This window comes from Holzapfeliella saturejae (assembly GCF_037546065.1).
Taxonomy (GTDB): Bacteria; Bacillota; Bacilli; order Lactobacillales; family Lactobacillaceae; genus Holzapfeliella; species Holzapfeliella saturejae.
Window position 1 is genome coordinate 984,998 of sequence record NZ_JAWMWG010000001.1, and the last position, 24,385, is coordinate 1,009,382.

24 protein-coding genes are annotated in these 24,385 nt (G+C 35.2%); 1 reads left to right on the forward strand and 23 read right to left on the reverse strand.

Annotation, left to right across the window (positions count from 1 at the left end):
* Positions 1 to 23: 23 nt before the first annotated feature.
* From R4Y45_RS04885 to R4Y45_RS04925, 9 genes are all read right to left on the reverse strand, one after another.
* Entirely contained in the window at positions 24 to 941 is a 918-nt protein-coding gene (locus tag R4Y45_RS04885; RefSeq protein ID WP_339969849.1) for an ABC transporter permease, read from the reverse strand.
* 11 nt (positions 942 to 952) lie between these two features.
* Positions 953 to 1,915 carry an oligopeptide ABC transporter permease gene (opp4B, locus tag R4Y45_RS04890; RefSeq protein WP_339969851.1) on the reverse strand — a complete coding sequence of 321 codons (963 nt, stop codon included), beginning with the start codon at positions 1,913 to 1,915 and terminating at the stop codon, positions 953 to 955.
* 2 nt (positions 1,916 to 1,917) lie between these two features.
* Entirely contained in the window at positions 1,918 to 2,865 is a 948-nt protein-coding gene (locus R4Y45_RS04895) for an ATP-binding cassette domain-containing protein (protein WP_339969853.1), read from the reverse strand.
* Positions 2,866 to 2,889: 24 nt separating this feature from the next.
* Positions 2,890 to 3,885: an ABC transporter ATP-binding protein gene (locus tag R4Y45_RS04900; RefSeq protein WP_339969855.1), complete on the reverse strand. Its 996-nt coding sequence runs from the start codon at positions 3,883 to 3,885 to the stop codon at positions 2,890 to 2,892.
* A 138-nt stretch (positions 3,886 to 4,023) separates the two neighbouring features.
* Positions 4,024 to 4,263: an acyl carrier protein gene (gene acpP / locus R4Y45_RS04905; protein WP_339969857.1), complete on the reverse strand. Its 240-nt coding sequence runs from the start codon at positions 4,261 to 4,263 to the stop codon at positions 4,024 to 4,026.
* Between the two features lie 75 nt (positions 4,264 to 4,338).
* Complete coding sequence (plsX, locus tag R4Y45_RS04910) at positions 4,339 to 5,337, reverse strand: phosphate acyltransferase PlsX (protein WP_339969860.1); 999 nt, start codon at positions 5,335 to 5,337, stop codon at positions 4,339 to 4,341.
* An 11-nt stretch (positions 5,338 to 5,348) separates the two neighbouring features.
* Positions 5,349 to 7,382: an ATP-dependent DNA helicase RecG gene (gene recG / locus R4Y45_RS04915; RefSeq protein WP_412747366.1), complete on the reverse strand. Its 2,034-nt coding sequence runs from the start codon at positions 7,380 to 7,382 to the stop codon at positions 5,349 to 5,351.
* A 5-nt stretch (positions 7,383 to 7,387) separates the two neighbouring features.
* Entirely contained in the window at positions 7,388 to 9,049 is a 1,662-nt protein-coding gene (locus R4Y45_RS04920; protein WP_339969864.1) for a DAK2 domain-containing protein, read from the reverse strand.
* 56 nt (positions 9,050 to 9,105) lie between these two features.
* Entirely contained in the window at positions 9,106 to 9,468 is a 363-nt protein-coding gene (locus tag R4Y45_RS04925) for an Asp23/Gls24 family envelope stress response protein (protein WP_339969866.1), read from the reverse strand.
* Positions 9,469 to 9,644: 176 nt separating this feature from the next.
* Here R4Y45_RS04925 and rpmB point away from each other — a divergent pair, with 176 nt between their 5' ends.
* The gene (gene rpmB, locus R4Y45_RS04930) at positions 9,645 to 9,830 is read left to right on the forward strand and encodes a 50S ribosomal protein L28 (RefSeq protein ID WP_056975148.1); all 186 of its coding nucleotides are present in this window, start codon (positions 9,645 to 9,647) and stop codon (positions 9,828 to 9,830) included.
* Between the two features lie 71 nt (positions 9,831 to 9,901).
* Here rpmB and R4Y45_RS04935 read toward each other — a convergent pair whose 3' ends face one another.
* From R4Y45_RS04935 to R4Y45_RS05000, 14 genes are all read right to left on the reverse strand, one after another.
* A complete protein-coding gene (locus R4Y45_RS04935; protein ID WP_339969868.1) occupies positions 9,902 to 10,570 on the reverse strand; it encodes a thiamine diphosphokinase in 669 nt (222 codons plus the stop codon).
* Entirely contained in the window at positions 10,570 to 11,211 is a 642-nt protein-coding gene (gene rpe / locus R4Y45_RS04940) for a ribulose-phosphate 3-epimerase (protein ID WP_339969871.1), read from the reverse strand. The genes R4Y45_RS04935 and rpe overlap by 1 nt, the downstream gene beginning before the upstream one ends.
* Before the next feature lies 1 nt (position 11,212).
* The gene (gene rsgA, locus R4Y45_RS04945; RefSeq protein ID WP_339969873.1) at positions 11,213 to 12,118 is read right to left on the reverse strand and encodes a ribosome small subunit-dependent GTPase A; all 906 of its coding nucleotides are present in this window, start codon (positions 12,116 to 12,118) and stop codon (positions 11,213 to 11,215) included.
* Positions 12,119 to 12,127: 9 nt separating this feature from the next.
* The gene (gene pknB / locus R4Y45_RS04950; protein WP_339969875.1) at positions 12,128 to 14,107 is read right to left on the reverse strand and encodes a Stk1 family PASTA domain-containing Ser/Thr kinase; all 1,980 of its coding nucleotides are present in this window, start codon (positions 14,105 to 14,107) and stop codon (positions 12,128 to 12,130) included.
* Positions 14,108 to 14,113: 6 nt separating this feature from the next.
* The gene (locus R4Y45_RS04955; RefSeq protein ID WP_339969877.1) at positions 14,114 to 14,854 is read right to left on the reverse strand and encodes a Stp1/IreP family PP2C-type Ser/Thr phosphatase; all 741 of its coding nucleotides are present in this window, start codon (positions 14,852 to 14,854) and stop codon (positions 14,114 to 14,116) included.
* Positions 14,855 to 16,192 carry a 16S rRNA (cytosine(967)-C(5))-methyltransferase RsmB gene (gene rsmB, locus R4Y45_RS04960; RefSeq protein WP_339969879.1) on the reverse strand — a complete coding sequence of 446 codons (1,338 nt, stop codon included), beginning with the start codon at positions 16,190 to 16,192 and terminating at the stop codon, positions 14,855 to 14,857.
* The gene (gene fmt / locus R4Y45_RS04965) at positions 16,182 to 17,135 is read right to left on the reverse strand and encodes a methionyl-tRNA formyltransferase (protein ID WP_339969881.1); all 954 of its coding nucleotides are present in this window, start codon (positions 17,133 to 17,135) and stop codon (positions 16,182 to 16,184) included. The genes rsmB and fmt overlap by 11 nt, the downstream gene beginning before the upstream one ends.
* 12 nt (positions 17,136 to 17,147) lie before the next feature.
* Entirely contained in the window at positions 17,148 to 19,565 is a 2,418-nt protein-coding gene (priA, locus tag R4Y45_RS04970) for a primosomal protein N' (protein ID WP_339969884.1), read from the reverse strand.
* Positions 19,566 to 19,652: 87 nt separating this feature from the next.
* The gene (gene rpoZ / locus R4Y45_RS04975; RefSeq protein ID WP_339969886.1) at positions 19,653 to 19,871 is read right to left on the reverse strand and encodes a DNA-directed RNA polymerase subunit omega; all 219 of its coding nucleotides are present in this window, start codon (positions 19,869 to 19,871) and stop codon (positions 19,653 to 19,655) included.
* Between the two features lie 15 nt (positions 19,872 to 19,886).
* Positions 19,887 to 20,498: a guanylate kinase gene (gene gmk, locus R4Y45_RS04980; RefSeq protein WP_339969889.1), complete on the reverse strand. Its 612-nt coding sequence runs from the start codon at positions 20,496 to 20,498 to the stop codon at positions 19,887 to 19,889.
* Between the two features lie 87 nt (positions 20,499 to 20,585).
* Positions 20,586 to 22,262: a DNA repair protein RecN gene (gene recN / locus R4Y45_RS04985; protein WP_339969891.1), complete on the reverse strand. Its 1,677-nt coding sequence runs from the start codon at positions 22,260 to 22,262 to the stop codon at positions 20,586 to 20,588.
* A 14-nt stretch (positions 22,263 to 22,276) separates the two neighbouring features.
* Positions 22,277 to 22,717: an arginine repressor gene (locus R4Y45_RS04990; RefSeq protein WP_339969893.1), complete on the reverse strand. Its 441-nt coding sequence runs from the start codon at positions 22,715 to 22,717 to the stop codon at positions 22,277 to 22,279.
* 9 nt (positions 22,718 to 22,726) lie between these two features.
* Positions 22,727 to 23,536, reverse strand: a complete 810-nt coding sequence (locus tag R4Y45_RS04995) for a TlyA family RNA methyltransferase (RefSeq protein WP_339969895.1) — start codon at positions 23,534 to 23,536, stop codon at positions 22,727 to 22,729.
* Between the two features lie 3 nt (positions 23,537 to 23,539).
* Positions 23,540 to 24,385: a polyprenyl synthetase family protein gene (locus R4Y45_RS05000; protein WP_339969897.1), complete on the reverse strand. Its 846-nt coding sequence runs from the start codon at positions 24,383 to 24,385 to the stop codon at positions 23,540 to 23,542.

Genomic DNA, 24,385 nt, shown 5'->3' on the forward strand with positions numbered 1-24,385 from the left:
TTGTTTATTTAATATTTTTTTAATTATCTTCTTTGTCTTGCATCGGCAGCACGTTGGAAAACAGTTCCGACATAATTAACCATGTATGAAATAATTAATAACAACGCTACCGCTGGTAACCATAGCCAAGGTCTGCTCATAATATTAACTGGATCATTAGCATAACCAATTAGTGTTCCTAAACTTGGTGTTGAAGGTGGTAGTCCGTACCCAAGAAATGATAGTCCGGTTTCTACCCCAATATTACCTGCAATTCCTAAAACAACATCGATAATAATCATAGAACTAATATTTGGTAAAACTTCCCGAAACATAATCGTAAAGTTTGAAGTCCCTGAAGCTTTTGAAGCCATAACATATTCGCGTTCTCTTTGAGCCAACACAAAACTTCTAAAATATCTAGCAGAACTTGTCCAACTGAATAATGAAATTAAGATAACAAGTGTAAATGCATTATAATTTGAAATAATAGTTGTCAAAATAATAATAATCATAAATCGAGGTAAAACCATAATAAAATCGATAACTCGCATAAAAATATCGTCTACAATTCCACCAAAATAACCAGAAACTAATCCGATAACTAGTCCGATTATGATGGCAATTATCGTTACACTTATCCCAATCATAATTGAATTTCTTCCCCCAACAATCAAGAGAGATAAAATATCCTTACCACCGGAATCGGTTCCAAGAAAATGTCCTGGACTAAATGCCGGTAATAAAGAATCCAAGATATTTGTTTCCATACTATCTTTAGCAACGAATAATGACCCACCAAAAGCAATTAAAAGCACAGCTAATAATACAATAATTGCAAAAATTGCAAATTTATCCTTAAGAATTTCTTTTATAATTAATCTAATCCCAGATGGGGGAACACTAACAACTTCACCTGTTGCTGTTTCAACATTAGACTTGTCTTTTTTATTAAAAAGCATAACTTTCCCCCCTATTTAACTCTAATTCTTGGATCTACAATAGTCATAACAATATCTGAAATCAAGTTACCTAAAATAGCTAAAATACCGAATAATAAAATCAGTGCGGTCAACACTGGATAATCTCTTTGACCAATGGATTCCATGAATAGCTTACCCATACCTGGATAGCTAAAAACTGTTTCAAGCATAACTGATCCACCTAATAATGCACCAATAATATTACCGATAAAAGCGGTAATAGGAAGTAATGAGTTTCTTAGAATATGTTTATTGAAAACAACTCTTTCAGGTACACCTTTAGATCTAGCTGTTCTTACGTAATCTTCAACTTGATTATCGATAATACCCGTTCGCAAGTATTGTACTGTAGAAGTGGTACTAATCAGTGCTGCTACCACCGCAGGCAAGATAATATGATGAGCACGATCTAATAGATAATTTAAAAATCCCGGTGCTACCGACACACTTATTGTTCCGGTTGTTGGGAACCAATTTAATAAATAACCAAATAACCATAAAGCCAACACATAAGCAACAAATCCCGGAATTGCAAATGTAATATAGTTAAAGATTCTAATTGTTTGGTCTGGCCATTTATCTTTATAACGTCCTGCAATAATTCCCATCGGAATTGCAAATAAATAAGATAAAATAATGGTTGTTAGTGCCAACCAAAAAGTATTTTGAGCACGATCCCCGATGAGGGATGTAACACTCATATGTTGGGTATAACTCATTCCTAAATCACCATGGAATAAATTTTTAACCCAGTTCAAGTATTGAACCCAAGGTGCATCATTCAAACCATACTCTTGTCTCAGTCTTGCGATTGTAGCTGGATCACTTTTGGGATCAATTAACCCTGTAAACGGATCTCCAGGCATCATCTTAGCTAGAAAGAAAATTAGAATTGATAAGATAATAATCTGCGGAATCATTACCAAAACACGTCTTAAAATTGTTTTCCACATCGTTATTGTCCCCTTTCTAATTCATCTTGTGGTAACGCTACAAAATGAGATTCACCGATTTGTTGTAGCGGGTATACTCTCCCATTTTCATACCACTTATCTTGATTTTCTAAAAATTCTTTTTCAACAGCTTGACGATGAACTTTATGTGCTTCACGATTTTTAGGATCGATTTTAGGAATAGCTGCAAGTAGTCGCTTAGTATAAATATGTTGTGGGTGATGATAAATATCTTCTCTTGTCCCCACTTCAACTAAACGTCCTCTATGCATAATTGCTAAATTCTCACACATATGACGAACAACACCTAAATCGTGTGAAATAAATAAATAACTAATATTGTATTCTTTTTGAATTTTCTTCATAAAGTTTAAAACTTGCGCTTGAACTGATAAATCAAGAGCCGAAACTGGTTCATCAGCAATGATTAACTTAGGTCGAGTGGCTACTGCACGAGCAACCCCAATTCTTTGTCTTTGACCACCAGAAAATTCATGGGGATATTTATATAATGCATCACTAGGCATCCCAACAATATCCAACAGTTCTTGGACTCTTTTTTTCTCTTCTTCTTTAGATAACTTCTCAAAGTTTCTAATTGGTTCAGCAATGATATCAAAAATACGTTTTTTAGGATTTAAACTCGACATTGAGTCTTGAAAAATCATTTGAACATCACGATTGTACTTTAATTTACGACGTTCACTAGCTTTAGTGATATCGCGACCCTTATAAATGATTTGGCCAGATGTGGTATTTTCTAAACCAACGATGGCTTTACCTGTTGTCGATTTCCCACTTCCTGACTCACCAATTAATCCGTAAGTTTCGCCTTCTTTGATTTCAAAATTAATGCCATCAACAGCTCTAACATGATCTGTCACACGGTTAAAAAATCCTGAACGAATTGGATAATGAATTTTTAGGTCTTTGATTTCGATTAATGACATCTTTTATCCTCCATTCGTCATAATTTATTGTTCAAAGTAAAAATCTTGATAACAAGTACAACGGACTTCATGTCCTGGTGATACTTCATGTAAAACAGGATCTTCTTCATGAGATTTTGAATCAATCCAAGGAATTCTTGGTGCAAAACGACAACCCTGTGTCATCATCTTATCTAATGAAGGAACGGTTCCTTGAATAACATGCAACTCTTCATCATCCACATCAGTTTGAGGCATTGATTCAAGTAGTGAACGCGTATAAGGATGTAATGGATTAGTAAATAACTCATCGACTGGCGCAATTTCAACAATTTGTCCAGCATACATGACTGCTACTCGATCAGCTGTTTCAGAAACAACACCTAAATCGTGTGTAATTAAAATAATTCCTGCACTTGTTTCATCTTGAATATCTTTTAATAAGTCCAGAATTTGAGCTTGAATCGTCACATCTAAAGCTGTTGTTGGTTCATCAGCTAAAATAACAGAAGGTTTATCAGCAATTGCAATTGCAATAATAACTCTTTGTCTCATCCCACCTGATAACTCATGCGGATACTGACGACTGATACGTGCAGGATCTGGAATCCCAACTTGATCTAGTAATTCTAAAACACGTTTTTTACGTGCTTTCTCGTCTAATTTAGTATGATAATATAGTGTTTCTTCAATTTGAGCTCCAATACGCATTAAGGGGTTCAAAGCAGCCAATGGGTCTTGAAAAATCATCCCAATTTCTTTACCACGAATACGATTAAACAGTGACTCATTTAAGCCTACTAAATTCAATTCGTCGAATAATATGTCTCCCCTAACTCTAGTATTTTTTTGATCATAAAGACCAATAATACTAGAAGCTAATGTACTCTTTCCTGACCCTGATTCTCCAACTATTGCTAGAATTTCATTCTTTTTCAATGTTAAAGAAACATCATCAACAGCATCATAAAACTCTCCTTTTAATCGAAAGCCTGTATGCAAATGCTGAATATCTAAAAGCAAATCGCTTGGTTTTTCCAATGAAATTCCTCCAGTTCAATTTAAGAAACCTTAATTTATTAAAGATTAATTAAATATTTAATTATTGTTTTAATTATATCATTTAAAATTAATTTTTCAACGTAAAAAAAACAGTAGCTTAAATTTAAGCTACTGTTTTTATAAATTATTGTAAATATAGTCAACTGCTTGTTGAACTGTTGTTAACTTTTCAGCTTCCTCATCAGGAATTTCTGAACTAAAAGCATCTTCCATTTCTAAAACAAATTCTACAAAATCAATTGAATCTGCATCTAAATCTGTTTTGAAATTAAGTTCTGGACTAATTTTATCTTTATCGACTTCAAAACGATCTGCAATTAAATCTGCAATTTTGTTGAAAATCTCTTCTTTATTCAAAATTAGGTACCTCCAATAAAATGATTACCCAACAATTCTAGTTCAATCAGTTCTAAATGTCTACTATAATATCAATTATTTTTTATCAAATGCTGTTTTAACTTGTTGAACAAGATCTTGTTTTAACATTTCATCTACTTGATGGAAAGCGTAGTAAATAGAACGACCATCACCACGGCCATGGACTTTAATAACTGGGGCTTTAGCTCCCATTAAAACAGCCCCACCATAGATAGCCATATCAAATTGTTTACCAATCTCTTTAAAAGCAGGTTTAGCCAATCCAGCACCCAATTTAACTTTCAACCCATTATTAAGTAAACTATCTTTCAAAACACCCATAATTGTTGAAGCAGTTCCCTCAAGTGTCTTAAGCATTACATTTCCAGAAAAGCCATCTGCAACAATAACATCTGCTTTTCCTTGCAAGACCTCGTTTCCTTCAATATTACCCACGAAGTTGATATCTGGTTGTTCACTTAATAATTGGTAAACTTCTTGATGTAACTCATCACCTTTATCATATTCACCACCGTTATTAAGTAATGCAACACGTGGATTTTCAACGTGGCGAATCGATTGTGAATAAAAGCTACCCATTTCTGCCCATTGAACCATATGTTTAGGCTTACATGAGGCATTTGCACCTGCATCTAATAAAGTTAACCCTTTATCAGAATTTTCAACAGGCAAAACGGGCATTAAGGCAGGTCTTTCAATACCTTTAATACGACCTACAATAAAGATTCCCGAAGCTAATAATGCACCAGTATTTCCTAATGATAACAATGCATCGTTTTCGCCATCTTTAACAGACTTAGCAGCTAATACCATTGACGCTTCTTTCTTTTGACGAATAGATTTAACAGGCTCATCTTCACCTAAAATTTCTTCGGTAGTGTGAACAATTTCAATTCGAGTCATGTCAGCTGGTAAATGAGGTTTCATTTGGTCTTGATTACCATATAAAACAAATGTTGTCTGCGGTAATTCTTCTCTTACCATCAATACACCTTCAATAAGTGCTTTTGGCCCTTGGTCGCCACCCATAACATCTACTGCAATTCTATTCATTATGTTTCTCCTTAGTCTTTTGTTTTTGTTTTTAGATAATTTAATAGTTCTTTTAACTCGCGATTTTCTGGTGTCCGATTGAGTAATGGATCATGTGTCAACACTTCTTGAGCTGAATTTTTAGCCTCAACTAGTATTTGATAATCTTTTAAAATATCACCCACCTGAAATTGGGGAACACCTGATTGTTTATGCCCAAACAAGTCACCTTGTCCTCGCAACTTCAAATCTTCTTCTGCCAGAATAAAGCCATCTGTTGTTTGTTCAATAATCTGCATTCGTTTTTTTCCTGTTTCACTCTTAGGATCTGATACGAATAAGCAATGTGCTTGCGTTTGCCCACGACCAACACGACCTCTCAACTGATGTAATTGCGACAATCCGAAATAATCAGCATTAAAAATCACCATCATATTAGCGTTTTTGACATCAACCCCCACCTCAATAACTGTTGTTGAGACTAAAATATCAATTTGATGTGATTCAAAAGCTGTCATCACGCTACTTTTTTCGTCTGCTGTCATTTTACCATGCAAGAGCCCTACCGAATAATTGGGAAATTGTTGGGCCATTTTATCATGTAAAGCCTCAACATTTTCTAAATTTAGTTGCTCTGAATCTTCGATTAAAGGTGAAACAACGTAAATTTGAAAATTTTGACTTAGTTGCTTCTGCATTGCTTTATAAACCTTTGAAAGTTGTTTAGGACTCACCCACTGACTGACAATCGTTTGTCGCCCTTGAGGTAATTCATCAATAGTCGAAATATCTAAGTTTCCATAAGTTGTCATAGCCAGCGTTCGAGGAATCGGTGTAGCAGTCATAGACAACAAATCAACCGCTTCACCTTTATCAATCAAGCGTTGTCTTTGATTAACACCAAATCGATGCTGTTCATCAACGATTACGAGACCTAATTTTTTAAAGTGAACTGATTTTTGGATTAAAGCGTGAGTACCTATGACAAAGTTAATTCTACCACTGGCTAAATCATCATAAATTTGTTGTTTTTGTTTTGACTGTAGCGATCCAGTTAATAATGCCACATGAACGCCAAAAGGTTGTAATAACTCTTTTAGTTTTGCAAAATGTTGCTGTGCTAAAATCTCCGTTGGTGCCATTAATGCTACTTGATACCCTGCCGTTATGGCACCAAATGCACTAATAGCGGCAACAATTGTTTTTCCTGAGCCTACATCACCTTGAAGTAGTCGATGCATCACTTTAGTCTCTGCCATATCTCCTAAAATTTCTTGGCTAACACGTTTTTGAGCACTTGATAACTCAAAAGGCAAACTAGCAACAAAGTGATCTATCGGTATGCGATGATACTGTCTAGCAATTCCCACTTCTTGATAAGACTCTTGGTAAATAATTTCTTGCAGTTGCATCTGAAATAAAAAGAACTCTCTAAAAGCGGCACTACGACGAGCCAACTGCTGTTGTTGCTTTGTTTTTGGAAAGTGCATGAGTCTCAGTAACTGATTATCAGTCAATAATTGATACCGCTGTCTCAAATAAAGCGGAACCACATCATTGATTATTAAATCGCTATCTTTAAATAAATTAACAATAAATTTTTGATAACTCTCTTGAGAAAAAACTCTTCTCAACGTGTAATGAGGCATCAGATGTCCTAAATAATTTTGAGGAACTAGTTGTGTAGCAGTCAATCGTTGAGTGGTTTTTTGATAGCTACCATGAACTGCGACAATCTCACCTTGTTCAAATCTTGATTTCATCCAAGGCTGATTAAAAAAACTGACCATGATAATGTCATGGTCAATTTTGAGTTTGAAAGAAAGAATTGTTCTTTTAAAACCAGCCCTACGAATCAGAGGTTGTGTCACAACACGACCTACAAACGTTGTCTTTTGACCATCTTCAATCGTCATTAAATCATACGTATTGTAATCATCATACCTTTTAGGATAACTATAGAGAACATCATAAATTGTCGATAAATTAAGTTGTTTAAACTTATCGAGTGTTTTAGGTCCGACATTTTTAATTTCCGCTAAGGGCGTTAAAAGTTTTTTCTTCATCATTATTATTCTATTGAAATTAAGTAATCGTATACAGGTTGATCTCCTTGGTGGATTTCAACTTCTAAATCTTCATCAATTTCTAAAATACGGTCTTCTAATTGTTGTGCTTCTTCTTCTGAACCATCTTCACCAATAATAATCGTTACAATTTCACTGTCTTCAGTTAAACCATCTTGAATAGTTTCAATAATAGTTTCAAATTTATTAGCCGTTGAATGTACAATTTTACCGTTTAATAATCCCATGTAATCGTTGTTGTGAATTTCAACACCGTCAATTTCTGTGTCACGAATAGCACGTGTCACTTGAATGCTGGTCACACCTTCGATTAATTCGGTCATGCTTTGGGCATTATCTTCAAGAGAGGCATCAGGATCAAAGCCAAGCATTGCTGACATTCCTTGAGACACAGTTTTTGCAGGAACTACTTCAACAGGAATGGATAAGACGTCTTTGGCTTGTTTAGCTGCCATCATAATATTGCCGTTATTTGGTAAAATAATCGCCTTTTTAGCTTTCAGTTTTTCAACGGCATCCACAATGTCTTGCGTACTTGGGTTCATAGTTTGTCCCCCACTTAAGACATAGCTTACACCTAAACTTTCGAATAATTGACGTAATCCATCTCCTACTGCAATAGCTACTACAGCAAAATCAACAGGTTGGATGTCTGATTTAGCAGATTCATCAACTACGTTTTCATGCTGAATACGCATATTATCAACTTTGATTTTGTCTAATTTACCAAATTTCTTCCCGTGGGAGAAAATGTGTCCCGGAACTTCAGTATGCACGTGAACTTTTACAACTTCATCATCAGAAACAACTAATAGGGAATCACCTAACTCATTGAGGTATTCTCTAAATTCATCGTAGTTGAATTCTTTTTTACCTTCAAAGTCAGCTGTTAAATCAATCATCATCTCTGTACAGTAACCAAAGTGAATCTCTTGTGTTGAGATTTGTGGTTGAACACCTTGATGGTGAGCGGCATTAACCATTTCATCCATTTCAGATTTATCAGGTTGGTATAAATCTGAAACATTTTCACCGGTCAGCGCTTCTAAAAATCCTTGGTAAACAAATAACAATCCTTGTCCACCTGAGTCAACAACACCAACTTCTTTTAAAACAGGTAATAATTCTGGTGTTTGTTGAAGTGACTTATGGGCACCTTCAACAACTGCTTGCATAACTTCGTTTACATCTGATGTTTCTGTTGCCTTCTTTTGTCCAGCACGAGCGGCTTGACGAGCAACAGTCAAAATTGTTCCCTCAACAGGCTTCATAACAGCTTTATAAGCAGTTTCAACACCACCAACAAAAGCGTCTGCTAAAGCTTGTGAATCAAGAACTTCTTTGTCTTCAGTCTTTTTTGAGAAACCTCTAAATAACTGTGACAAAATAACACCTGAGTTTCCACGTGCTCCCATCAACATACCTTTAGCTAAAGCTGCAGTTAGCTCACCAACTTGTGAACCATTGCTTTCATTAACAGCTTTTTCCCCACTTTGAACTGTTAGATTCATATTTGTTCCCGTATCTCCGTCAGGTACAGGAAAAACATTTAATGAATCAACAAATTCTGCGTTTTTATTTAAGCGATAAGTCGCAATACGTACCATATCGCGAAACTTGGCTGAATTAATCTCAGTGACAACCAATACTATAACCTCCAGATATTTGTAAATAAATAAAACTAGCAAAGCTTGGCTTTTGACTAGTCTTCAAGAATTTTGACACCCTGTACAATGACATTGACAGATTTTGCTTGTGTCCCTAAATATTGTTTCAAGTGATACTTGACGCTGTTTTGCACATTCCGACTAACTTCTGACATTTTAACGCCGTAACCAACAATGATATAAACATCAACAACAATTTCACCATTATTTTGTTTGATCACAACACCTTTAGTGTAGTTTTCACGGTTTAAAATTTCGTTCATACCATCTTTAAGTTGATTCTTGCTTGCCATCCCAACGATACCATAAATATCTGTGGCAGCACCACCAACAACTGTCGCAATAACATTGTTAGAAATGTCGATTTGTCCATATTTTGTGTTTATTTTTACAGTCATATCTTCCCTCCATTACCGATAATGAAGCCAAATCATTTACTTTTCCTATTTTATCACAGCGCATACAATTATTAAATTATTTTTGATAAAATTCATATAGTAATTGAAATATCCTATTGGTTATGATATCTTATATTAGTAATTGAATTATTTTACTGGAAAAGGAGGTTTAGCAAATGGCAAAAGATGTAATTACAGGTCGTAAGACAACATTCGGTAACGCGCGTTCACACGCTTTGAACTCTTCACGTCGCAAGTGGAAGCCAAACCTTCAAAAAGCTCGCATCCTTGTTGATGGAAAGCCACAACGTGTTTGGGTTTCAGCAAGAGCTCTAAAATCCGGTAAAGTTACCCGTGTTTAATTTTTAATTAATACAAACAACAATTAAAAGCCATGTTCATTAAGAACATGGCTTTTTTATTTTGTCTATCGTTAATCTTTACTATAAATAATAGCAACAATACCTTTTTTTAATTGGATTTCTATTGGCTTATCTTCTTCAAATTCATTGCTGATGAATGTCTGAATTTGTTCGGAAGAAAAATCTATTAATGGATATTTGGCATCTGTAATGGTTAAGTGAGAAACACCTGTTAGTGGAATAACAGAAAAATAAGTTAGTCCGCATTTTGGATAGAATTGATGTCTTCCTCCATTAATATAAACAACTTCATTGGATTTATCTATCAGTTTGATTTTTTCAATATAGGGTAAAATATCTGACGCTAATACCATAACTAGATTAGAAAATAAGTGATCTAATCTTCCCCCTGTTGCACCATAAACCAAAATTAAATCGTCAGCTTCTGACTGCTTCAACAGCTCAACTGCTTTCATCAATCCAAGTTGGCCATCTGTGTAATCTTTATGCGTTGGATAAACAACTAAATCCTCAACTCTATTTTTTAGTTGATACTTTTGGTTTGCATCAACTGAATCGAAGTCACCAATTGCAATATCAGGAGTGATATCATTATCCAACAACCACTGTGCACCATAATCAACACCAATTACTAATCGACTGGCGGTCAAACGATTTTTTAAATCATCAGGATAAGATGTTACCGGACCACCCAATACCACACTAATTTGACCTGTCATTAGATTAATCGACTCAATCTCTCATGGAAATTATTGCCATTGAATAGATAAGAACCAGCAACCGCTACTGTTGCACCAGCTTCTTTAGCAAAAGTAAAGGTGTTATCATTAATTCCGCCATCCACCTCTATTTCAAAAGAAGCATTTTGACTATTTTTTATTCCAGCTAACTCAGCTACTTTTGGTATCATTTCTTTAATAAAACTCTGTCCACCAAATCCAGGATTAACAGTCATGACTAGAACTTGATCAACAAGCTCTAATAAAGGCATGATTACCGATACAGGTGTTGAGGGACTGATAACAATACCAGCTTTGACGCTGGATTTTTTTATTTGTTGAATCAAATGATAGGCATTAGTTGTACTTTCAATGTGAAACTCAATCGTATCTGCACCAGCGTCAATAAAATCTCCAATCATTTGCTCAGGGTTTGCAACCATTAGGTGTACCTCAGCTTCCATTTCAGGAAAATTTTGTTTAATATCTTTAACATTTTGAGCAGTAAAACCCAAATTAGGAACAAAATGACCATCCATAACATCTATATGTAACCCACTAATCCCAGCTTCTTTAGCTCTAGTAACTTCTTTAGCTAATTCCAAACTGTTAGCACCTAAAATAGAAGGCATTATCTTCATTTTATTTTCTCCTTTTTCGTTGTTTTTTAACATACTCTGGTGTCCGACTGCGTTCAACTTCTTCACGCAATTCCAAATACATATCATAACGCGATTGTAAAATATCGCCTGATTCAACTAATCGCTTAATTTCACAATTAGGTTCGTTAAGATGCTGGCATGATCTAAATTGACAAAGATGTGCATGACTTCTAAATTCCACAAAACAATCTCGCAATTCATCCAATTGAATCATTTGAATATCTATTGATGAAAAACCAGGTGTGTCTGCTAAGTAACCCGATGCTAGTTCAAACAACTGAACCTGACGTGTTGTATGTTTTCCCCTGTTTAAGGTTTGGGAAATGGCAGCCGTCTCTTGTTTAGCATTTGGATTAAGTTGGTTTAATAAAGTTGATTTTCCAACACCTGATTGGCCAGCTAAAACACTTAAATGTTTAGTTTTAAAATAGTCTTCTAATACAGATAAAGGTTGATCAGAATAAAAAACAGGATAACCGATGCTTTCATAATAGGCTAATTGACGTTTTAAATGGCTGGCTTCTTCTTCAGAAAGCAAATCCATTTTAGAAATATAAATGGCGATAGCTACCTGATGTTCTTCAATAAATGTTAGAAATCGATCTAATAATTTAGGAGAAAATTCCGGTTCTCTAGCTGAAATTAAGAGTAAAACGTCTGAAATATTGGCTAGTAGTGGTCGTTTCAGTGAATTTTTTCGTTCATCTATCGACATCAAATAGCCCGTTTTGGTTTCTTCTTCAGGTTGGATTTCAACATAGTCCCCAACAATTGGCTTTTGACGTTTATTTCGTAAATTGCCTCGAGCTCGTGTTCGATATTTGCCATTTTCAGTAACAACATCGTAAAAACCTGAGATAGAGTTAATAATTTGTCCTTTTATCATAAAACCTCGCTAATTTTTGACAGTTTGATTAATTATTGTTTCACCATCACGTACGATTCTAATTGAACCATTCGTATTAGGTGCTAAATTAAATGTAATATTGTAATTTTTATCTTGTGTAATTTGTTCATCACGGTAAAGATTGCGACTGTTGTTCAAAGAGTCGCCCACATAAATTTGAATATGGTTTTTACCATTGACAGCTGTATCGTCATTATAATCAATTTCAAAAGATTGAGTTATTAGTTTGTTGTTGCTACTGCTTGATTGCGAACTAGAGCTAGAATCATAAGTTGGTTCTTTACCTCTTGAGACCGTTACTGTAACGTTATCGCCTTTCTTCACTTCAACTTGTGCATTCGGATTTTGACTTATAATTTGACCTTCTGGCGTATTATCAGAATAATCTTGTTTAATGGTCAAGTTAATACCTACTTCATTAGCGTAATCTCGTGCACTTTTTTCAGAATAACCACTTAAATCACGTAACTTAATCTTTTGTACACCTGTGCTGACAGTTAAGGTTATCGTTGTTTTTGAAGCATCGACTTGTTTACCTGCTGGCTCACTTTGTGCCATAATCAAATCTTTATCAACAGAATCTGAAGTCTGGTCTTTTCTTTGAACTGTAAATCCTGCTTTTTCAAGTACTTCTTTAGCTTGATCATAGTTTTGATTAACTAAATTAGGAACGGCAGTCAATCCTGGACCTGAAGAAATAATTAGTCCTATTTTAGTACCTGACCTAACTTGAGTATTAGCACTTGGCATACTTCGAATAACTTTATCTTTTTCAACGGTTGAATTATTTTGTTCATCAACTGCTCCAACAGCTAGTCCTTGTGCTGTTAGTTGACTTTGCGCCTCTTCTTGCGTTAGATTTTCTAAATTTGGAACTGAAATCATCGTTCCATTTGAAGCAAAAACTTTAAAAACTAAAAAGATAATCAAGAAAAATAAAACTAGTCCTGCTCCAACAAACCATAATACATGACGTTTTTTAGGCTTTTGCTCTTCTTGTGGTGCCTCTTTTTCTACACCATGATCTGTTTCTTCACGTTCTTCTTCAGTTAAATTAGCAACATGACCCGATAAGTCCGGGATAACTTTGGTATCGTCAGCTTTCAAAGCATGTGCCGGTTCATATTTAGGTTCATTAACTCGACTAGCTGATAAAGCTGAATCTAAATCTGCTTTCATTTCAGAAACACTATTGTAACGATCTTCAGGGTCTTTTGATGTCGCTTTTAAAACAACGTTTTCTAGCGATTGTGGAATTTCAGGATGTATCTTTCTAATTGAGGGAATATTTTCTTGAAAATGTTTCAATGCAATTGAAACCGCTGTTTCTCCACCAAACGGAACATTACCCGTTATTAATTCATATAAGATAATTCCTAGTGAATAAATATCAGATTGTTTTGTTGCCATTGATCCCTTAGCTTGTTCGGGTGAAATATAATGTACAGATCCTAACAAACTATTTGTTTGAGTTACTGCATTTTTGCCTAAGGAAATAGCAATCCCAAAATCAGCGACTTTAACGACACCGGTTTGACTAATCAAAATATTTTGCGACTTCAAATCTCGATGAATTACTTCGTGTTGATGGGCTAATTTTATCGCTGATAAAATTTGATCCATGATATTGATGACTTTATTCATCGAAATCGGATAATTTTCTTTAATATAATCTTTCAGGTTAGAACCATCTATGTATTCCATAACCAGATATTGCATCCCCTGAGACTCACTAATATCTAAAATGCTAACAATATTAGGATGGCTCAATTCACTAGTTGCAATGGCTTCCCTTTGAAAACGTCTGACAAGTGGTGAATTATTTTGAAATTCTCCACGCATCACTTTGATGGCCACGTGTCTTTCCAAAATAATATCTTGTGCAAGATAGACGTCGGCCATTCCACCACGACCAATGAGTTTCATGATTTTGTATCTTTTGGCTAACAAATAACCTTTCTCTAACATATAAAATTACACCTCTTTATTCTTTGTTAACAAGCACACGGTAATATTATCTTCTCCACCAGCTTCATTAGCTAAAGCAACTAAAACATCACATTTTTCTTGTAATGTCATATTTTCATTTAATACTTTTTGAATCTGCGAACGTGATAATGTGTTTGTTAAACCATCACTACACAATAAAACGATATCAAATTTGTTAGGAATCATTTTGATGTATTCTGGGTTAATCGATTGAGAAACCCCTAATGATTCGGTAATAATATTTTTTTGTGGGTGGTTTTTAGCTTGCGAAGGTGTGATTTCACCTTGTTTGAGTAATTCATTCACTAAGGAATGATCTTCTGTTACTTGATATAGGATTTCTTGTTTCAACAAATAGGCTCTTGAATCTCCTAAATGTGCAAATAAGTACGCGTCCTTAAAGGCAACAACTAAAACGATAGTTGTGCCCATACCTCGTAAATCTTTAAATTGATTACTGGCATCTAAAATCGCTTTATTTTCTTTAACTAAAGTATCTTCCAACCAAGACTTGGCCTCATCATATTTTGCAATATGACTTTGTTCAAAACTATGACCAATATGATTAACCGCCATTGATGACGCAACATCGCCTCCACGATGTCCCCCCATACCATCAGCGACTATTGCCAAGACAATATTTTCTTGATTTTTAAAAACTTTAACATAGTCTTGGTTGGTCTTTCTAACTAACCCAACATCTGTTTGCCATGCAGTCTGTATCACTTATTGTTCTCCTTCACTTTTGACTAAAGAAGCAATAAAGAATCCGTCTGTTCGATAGGTATCTGGAAAAATACGGACAAAATCGCCAGATCTGATTGCTTCGTTATCAGCTTTTAGATAAACCTTTTCTAAAGAAAACTCAGGGTGCTGTGCTAAAAATGCCTGCACAACCTGCTCATTTTCTTCATCAGTAATTGTACAAGTGCTATAAACCAAACGACCGTTTGGTTTTAAACTCTCACAAACACCATTTAAGATTGCTAGTTGGATTTGGCTTAGTTTTTGTACATCTGAAAACGCTTTGGTATATTTCACTTCTGGTTTTCTTCTAAGCAGTCCTAACCCTGAACAAGGTGCATCCACTAGGATTTTATCATAAATTTGCGTTCCTAGTTCTTGGCTCACTAATCTAGCATCTAATTGCTGTGTTTCAATTAAATCAGCAACTTGTAAACGTGTCGCATTATCTTTAATTAAGTTCAACTTGTTCTTATGAATGTCTAAGGCGGTAACCGTTCCTGTTGTCAATTCTTCAGCAATCTGAATGGTTTTACCACCTGGAGATGCACACGCATCTAAAACGTTGTCGCCTGGCTGTACTCTTAAGCTTTGAGCAGCTAGTGTAGCTGAATCATCTTGAATGGTAATGGCTCCTGTTTCAAATAACTCAAGTTGATTAATCGGACCATATGATAAATGTAATGAATCAGGCGAAATTTCTGATTCAGTATAGTTGATACCTTGTTCATCTAACCACTGGCACACTGCTGCTTTAGTCGTTACTTTTTGATTGATTCGAATGGTGTTTTGTGGAGGCTGATTGATTGATTGTAAAATACTTTCAGCTTTTTCTTGACCAAAATGCGTCACGAAATACTCAACCAACCATTCTGGAATACTGTAAACCGTAGATAAGTAGCTTACCGGATTTTTTGAACTTGGCTTTTGTTGACCTCGACGAATCACATTTCTTAAAACACCATTAACGACTTTATACAAGTTGTTTTTTGTGTATTCTTTAGCTAATAAATTAGCTTCATCTAATACTGCATGATTTGGAACACGGTCTAAAAAGAATAACTGATAAACTGACATCAGTAAAAGTGGTCTCATCCAAGGGGCTTTTTTATTTTCCTTAAAAATATCGTGGATTTGATAATCTAAATAGATTTGGTGCTGAATTGTACCATAAACTAATTGTGTTACTAAATTTTTATCGTGACTTGAAAGCCCTGAATTTTTAAGAGCATGATTAAGTGCGATATTAGAATAACTTTTATTCTTAAACACTGAAATCAACGTTTCCAAGGCAATTCGTCTAGCAGATTTATTCTTCATCACTAACTACTTTTTCTCCAATTTTTAGATTTCGACCGTGGCCGTTAAGATAATCACTAATCTTCATTCGCGGTTTACCCATTGGTTGAATTTCATCAATTTCTAACACACTATTATCCGCAAAACTTAAACAAAAACGCTTGTAATTATCAACAAGTACACCGGATTTATAAGTTGTTTTTTCGTCTAAAACGTGTGACTGCCACAATTTTGTTCGAACGCCATTAATATAAAGGTACGCACCTGGATTAGGATTAAGTGCTCGAATTAAATCATGAGCTTCTTTAGCCGTCAACGTTGTCGCTACTTGTGCTTCTTCTTTGCTAATTGTAGGCGAAAATGAAACGTCCTCTGGATTTTGTGGCATTTTATCAGTAGGGTTTACAGCAATTTGAGGTAGCGTTTTTAATAGTAGATCACGGCCTAAGTAACTTAATTTATCAAAAATTGTCGCTGCATTATCGTCATCGGCAATCGTGATGGCTTCTTGACTATACATGTCACCGGCATCCATTTCTTTAACCATTTCCATAATGGTAACACCTGTTTTTTCATCGCCATTTTTAAGGGCATATTGGATTGGTGCGCCTCCACGGTAATGTGGAAGTAATGAACCGTGAACATTAACAGCCGCAATTTTAACTGAATTTAAAAAGCTAGTTGGTAAAAATTGACCATATGCTGCAGTTACAATGAAATCCGCTTTTAAGTCAATGAGTTCAGCCAACTCTTCACTTTGACTTAACTTTTCAGGCTGTAAAACAGGTAACCCCACTTCGGTTGCATATGCTTTAACCGGTGTAGGTGTTAGTTGTCTTTTACGTCCTAATTTTTTGTCAGGTTGTGTTACAACCGCTTTAATTTCATAGTCGCCAGATTCATAGATTCCCTTTAAAATTGGCACACTAAATTGGGGGGTCCCCATAAAAATAATTGTCTTCATATTTGTCACCTTCTAATTAAATTGATAAGGATCAACATCTAAATAAATGTTAACCTTGTCTTTTTTTGAATCAAAAGCTTGAGCTTTAATTGTATTAAGTGTGGCGTACAATTTAGGTTCAACTTTGTACTTGATTAAAATTTGATAGTAGTAATGGTCTTTCAGGCGAGTTACTGCCTGAGGTGTTGGTCCTAAAATCAAAGCTTGGTCACTCAGTTCTTTTTTGAGCAAGCTTTTAATTTTAAAGGCCGCCATTGCTGCCTTTTGTTCTAATTTACTCGTTACGGTAATTAAATTCAAATAAAAATAAGGTGGATACTGTCCTTGACGTCTAATTGCCATTTCTTTTTGATAAAAACCTTCATAATTATGGTTTTTAGCGAGTTGAATTGCATAGTGGTCTGGATTATAAGTTTGAATTAATACTTTACCCGGCAAATTGGCTCGTCCTGCACGACCACTAACTTGCGTTAGTAAATCAAACGTTTTTTCAGATGACCTAAAATCAGGAAAGGATAACCCACTATCTGCATTAATAACACCTACTAAGGTTACATTTTCAAAATCTAACCCTTTAGCAATCATTTGTGTCCCAAGTAAAATATCAGCTTCATGATTTCCAAAAGCATCCAAAATTTTTTGATGGCCACCTTTTCTTCTAGTTGTATCCACGTCCATTCTCAAAATAGTTGATTCAGGGAGTATTTGTTGCAGTAACTCTTCTATTTTTTGAGTCCCACTCCCAAAAAACTTAATTCGAGTCGACTGACACTCAGGACATTGCTTTGGAACAGATGTTTCATAGCCACAATAATGACACTTCATCTGTTGCGTGTCCTTATGAAGTGTTAACGAGATGTCACAATGTGGGCACTTTAGCACATACCCACAATCACGACATAACATGAAATTAGCATATCCTCGACGATTCAACAACAAAATAACTTGTTGTTTTTGAGCAATCGTTTGTTTGATGCCTGCAATTAATTCATCCGATAAATCTAATTGGCTTGAAAAATGAGCTTGTGTCATATCAATTAAGTCGACTTGTGGTAACGCTAATTGTGTCGGACGTTTTGTCATTAACAGCAGTTGGTAGCGATTCTTTTGTGCTCGGGCTCTTGATTCTAGCGAAGGTGTTGCACTTCCTAGAACTAACACCGCTTGATGATAATTAGCACGCCATTTTGCAACTTCACGTGCGTGATATTTGGGATTTTCTTCTTGCTTGTAAGTGCTTTCATGTTCTTCATCAATAATAATCAAGCCTAAGTTTTGTAACGGTGCAAATATGGCACTTCTTGCTCCCACAACAACGTCAACTTCTTGTCCATTAATTCGCCGCCACTCATCATAGCGTTCACCATCAGATAACCCACTATGTAAAACCGCAACTTTAGACCCAAAACGGGCAAAAACTTGTCTCACCATTTGAGGTGTCAAAGCAATTTCAGGAACTAACATCAAAGCCTGTTTTTTCTTTCCTAGTGCTTTAGCAATGGTTTGCAGGTAAACTTCTGTCTTGCCACTTCCTGTAATTCCTTCGAGTAAAAATACCCGCTTTTGACTATTATCAAGTGGTTGATTAATGGCTTCAACTGCCTCTTGTTGCTCTGTCGTTAATTTTTTAGGATTAGTATCCTTTGAAACAGTCAGATTGGCTAAAGGATCGCGATTAATTTGCACTTTTGATCGTGTTAGCCACCCTTTTTTCTCAGCTTCTGATAAAAAACTGACAGGCAGTTGGGCTTCTTTGGTTAATTGTGTTTGAAAAATAGGAAATTTTTGTGGATTTTGAATAATAAATTTTAGCAGTTTTTGCTGATTGGTCGCATTAGCTTTTGTTGTTTCAAGTACCTTTTGGTAAATAGACAGTCCAAGTCCTAATTCAACTTGAGTTGCCACCTTATCTTTAGCTTTATTTTTAACTTGATAAACAATTTTCGTTTCTTTATTTTGAAGCGTTTTTTGAATGAGCTTAATTAAGTCGTAGTCTTTAATTTGATTAAGAGGCAACTGATTGGTTTTTTGGTTTTGAAACAGTTGCTGATATGTTGACTCTGAAATTGTCTCAGTAGGCTGTAAAAATCTCTGATAGTTAGCTTTTAGTACGTTAGGTAACATCGTTTGAATAACTGAAATCCGATAAGTAAACAGATGCTTGGCTAATTCATCAGATAACTGTAATAATTCTGAATTTAACGGCGGAAACTCATCAATTACAGACAGAAGATTCTTTGTTTTTCCTGAAAAACTACTGGTGGACTTGATATTCACAACAAATCCTTGAATTTTTCGGCGACCAAACGGCACTTCTACTCTTGAACCTCGTTTAACTAAATCAGCCAGTTGATTCGGAATTTGATATTGAAATGTTTTATTTGTATCTTGTGTTGCCACATCAACAATCACATCAGCAAACTTAGCCATACAAAACCCTCTCTTTACGATTAAAAAACCTTCATCCACATACAAAGATGTTGATGAAGGTTCATCAAAATACAAGCCGATTAATAATTAACGTGTAACATTAGCCTTATGATTTGGGTCGATTTCAACTGCACCTTCAGCAATTTCTTCAAGTGCGTGACCGACAACTTTTCTTGATTTGTATTCTTCAATAGCTTGAGGTGCACCGTCTTCTAGTTCGTGTGCACGTTTTGCAGCTAAAACTGCTAATGAATAACGTGAATCAACTTTTGTTAATAGTTTGTCAATTGATGGATATGAAATCATAAATTGTTACTCCTTTTATTTATCTAACATTTGACGGTAATCATCGATTACACGGTCAACTCGAACATGTTCAGCATCGATGATGGATTTGATTTTTTGAACGGCTTGATCAACTTCATCGTTAACCACAGCATAATCATAACTTTCCATCATTAAAATTTCTTCTTTAGCCTTAGTCATTCTCTTTTGAATAACATCTAAATCGTCAGTTCCACGTTTGACGATACGGTTTTTTAATTCAGACAAGTCAGGCGGTGTCAAAAAGATAAAAGCTCCTTCAGGAATTTTATCTCTGACTTGCATTGCACCTTTTACTTCGATTTCAAGTAAAACATCATGCCCTTGCTCTAACATATCATTAACAGGTTTAAGTGGTGTTCCATAGTAGTTATCAACGTATTGTGCATACTCTAGCATTTCACCATTTTCGATAGCTTCTTCAAAGGAAGCTTTATCACTGAAATAGTAGTCTACACCATCAACTTCCCCTTCACGAGGATTTCTTGTTGTCATTGAAACTGAATATTTGAAGTCGAAAGCATGGCTTTCAACAAGTGCTTGTCTGACTGTCCCTTTACCCACACCAGAGGGGCCGGATAGGACAATTAATAAACCTTTACTTGGCATCGTTTTATCTTCCCAACATTTTTAAAGTATTACTATAATAATGCAATAATTTCAAACATTTTTCAAGCCTTAAGACACAAATCACAACTATTGCGTTAGCCCAAGTAACGCCTTGGCATTTTCTAGGGCTGGATTAGTGACAGAATCTCCCGCAATCATTTTAGCAATTGCTTCAATTGAATCATTTAAAGTCAATTTATGAATAGTTGTTCGCGTTCTACCTTCTACCACTTGCTTTTCAATTAAATAGCGATAGTCAGATAAAGCTGCGATTTGTGGCGAGTGCGTAATCACTAAAACTTGTTGATTTTGTGCAATCTGTTTCATTTTTTGACCAATAGCTGTTGCTACTCGTCCTGAAACACCAGTATCAATTTCATCAAAAATAACAGTTGAAACTTGATCAGCTCGTGAAAAAATTGTTTTTAACGCTAAGATAACCCGAGACTGTTCCCCACCTGAAGCCACTTTGTGCAAGGGTTGCAGATTTTCTCCAGTATTAGACGAAATATAAAATACCGCACTATCTTGACCATTTTTATCAAATTCTTGATTTAAACTCAATCTAATCTCAAATTGTGCTTTATCCATATACAAATCTTTGAGCTGTTGTTTAACTTCCTGTTCCAACAACTTAGCTTGCTTACTTCTAATATCTGTTAGCTGTGCTGCAAACTTTTTAACATCTTGCAGAACCGTTTCACGCTGTTGTTTAATTGCTTCAATGTCGTCTTGACTAAAAAATAACTCATCTAATTGTTTTTGAGCATCATCTCTAAAAGCAATCACGTCTTCTAAAGTTGGTCCATATTTTTTTTGAAGAGCTAATAATTGTGTTACACGTTCATAAACATACTGATAATGAGCTTCATCAAAATCAAAATTATCTGAAATAGTATGCAATTGATGATTAGCATCGTCAATCGAATAATAAGCATCATTAATGGTCTGTGCTAAGTTTTTGAACTCAGTCCCATATACTGTGAGCTCATCTGATTCAGATTTAACCGCATTCATCATCGCAACTAAGCCTTGGTCATCTGATTCAAGATAAGCTAGCAGTTGGTAAATTTTATCACTAATTGATTGGAAATTAGATAGTCTTTCAAGTTCTTCTTCAAGTGTTTGGTCTGCCTCTAAATTAATATCAGCTTCCTCAATTTCATTAATTTGAAAGTTTAAAATATCAACTTGTTGAGCCATTTGTTGAGCATTATCTGTGATTTTATCTAATTTTTGAGACAACTTTTGATAAGTTGAAAATGCTTTGTCATAAGCAAGTTTAACTTCAGCTAATTGTTCTTTAGCATAGCCATCTAACAACGAGAGGTGAGAAAGTTGGTTCATTAAAATTTGTTGATCGTGCTGACCATGAATATTCACTAAAAACGGGCTCAACTCCTTCAGTAAGCTCACTGTTGTTAGTTCGCCGTTAACACGAATAATATTTCGCCCTTTTTGAGAAAGCCGACGTTGAATAATCAGTTGGCTATCGTCTAATTGAATGTTATAGCCATCTAACAAGCGTTGCACTTTATCATAATTATGTTGTTCGACTTCAAATAACCCGGTAATAATCGCTTCATTAGCTTGACTACGAACCATCTCAGAAGACGCACGTTGCCCCATCAATAAGGACAGTGCATCAATAATAATTGATTTCCCTGCTCCCGTTTCACCAATCAAAGTTGACATGTTGGCATCAAAAGTCATTTGAATTTCTTCAATGATTGCAAAATTTTTAATATCTAATTGACTTAACATAGCATCCCCGTTTCTTATAATTGATGCAAATATTTAATAAAGGCTGATGCATCTTTAACTGAAAAAAAGATAATTAAAACTAACGCATCATTTTCAATAACAGAAAACAAGCCATCTAAATTTTTAGCTTTGATTTCCTCCCCCAAAGCTTCAGCCATCCCGGGATGGGTTTGAAGTTGCACCATATCCCGTTTTTGCTTGATATCTGTTATTGGAAATGATAAAAACTGCCTGTCTTTTTTTAACTGGGTCATTTTTTGATTTTGACTATAAGCAAACCCTTTGGAGGTGAGCCGATTTTTGTCGATATATAAGTCATCAAAATCTCTTGAAATTGTAGCCTGTGTGGTTTTGATTCCACGTTCGGTTAAATAATCCAACAATTCTTGTTGACTTTGCACAATATTATTTTTAATAATATCTAAAATCGCATTTTGTCTCAGTACTTTTTTCATTGTTTTATTTTAAATTCCTTCATCAACTAACGCCATTAATTCAGATACGGATTTAGTCCATTTATTTTGACCTGATCCAGATTGATTTTTACGCAAATGAATCAAAAATTCGATATTACCATGACCACCCTTGATTGGTGAAAAATCTAAATCAAGTACATCAAATCCTGTTTTTAATGAGAATTCAATAATCGTTTCAAGCACTTCAGCATGAACCTTGTGATCTTTGATAATCCCTTTTTTACCGACTTTTTCACGACCCGCTTCAAATTGTGGCTTAATTAAGCAAACCGCATCATGATTGTCTTCTAAAATATCGTACATCGGTGGCAAAATTAATTTTAATGAAATAAATGACACATCTGTCATCGCAAAAGTTGGACGTCCTTGTGTGAAATCTTCTGGTGTACTGTAACGGAAATTTTGTCTTTCCATCACAACAACTCGTGGATCTTCCCTTAAAGACCAAGCTAGTTGGTTATAACCAACATCTAAAGCGTAAACTTTTTGTGCCCCGTTTTGTAAAGCAACATCGGTAAAGCCACCTGTCGATGCCCCTATATCTAAACAAATTTTATCTTGCAACGAGATATCAAATACTTTTAAGGCTTTTTCTAATTTGAAACCACCTCTTGATACATACTTAGCATCATGGTTTTTTAAAATAAAGGTTTCAGATTCTTCAAACTTATCTCCTGCTTTATCAATTCGTTGATGATTATGGTCAAGTACATTTCCTGCCATAATCGCACTTTGAGCACGTTGTCTTGAAGGAAAATATCCCTGTTCTGCTAAAATTACATCTACTCTTTTTTTCAATTCTTATTCCTCACTGTCAAAGTAATCTAAAAAATCTAATAAGTAATCGCGTCCTTCAATGTCAGCTAGTGCTCTTTGGGCTTTCTCAATTTCATGGGTTAAATGAGCTTTAGCTCCCTCGATACCATACAAACTCACATAGGTTGTTTTATCAGCATCATCGTGACCTTCGAGTGTACTTTGTTTTGCATCATCCAAATCATCAAAGATTTGAAATGCTAATCCAAATGCATCCCCAAAACGCAAAGTACTTGAAATTTCATCTGCCGTTGCTTCAGATAATTTAAGTCCTGTATATAAACTTGCCTGAAATAGACGACTTGTTTTTAAATGATGAATTTTTGCGACATCTTGAATCGACTGGTCAGTTTCAGAAAGAACATCTAAATACTGTCCATAAACCATTCCGTTAGGACCGATAGCTTGGCTGACGTAAGCCACAATATCACCAGCATGATGAGGTAATTCAGCTAGCCACTGTAATCCTAAAGTCAATAAAGCATCTCCAGCCAAGATAGCATTAGCTTCACCAAATTTTTTATGACTAGTTAATCGACCTCGGCGATAATCATCGTTATCCATGGCAGGTAAATCATCATGAATCAGTGAATAAGTATGCAAGCATTCAATTGCTGCTGCCGCTTTAAAAACAGTCTGATCAATTGGGTGATTCAACATCTTGCAAACAGCCAACACAAATAATGGGCGAATCCTTTTCCCACCTGCTTGAATTGAGTAGTTAAGTATCTGTGCAAACTCTTTATTTTGAATATTTGTTTCAATTTCAGAAGTTAGAAATTGGTTAAACTCCGATAAATAATCTGCCTGCAACTCTTTTACTTTTTCCAC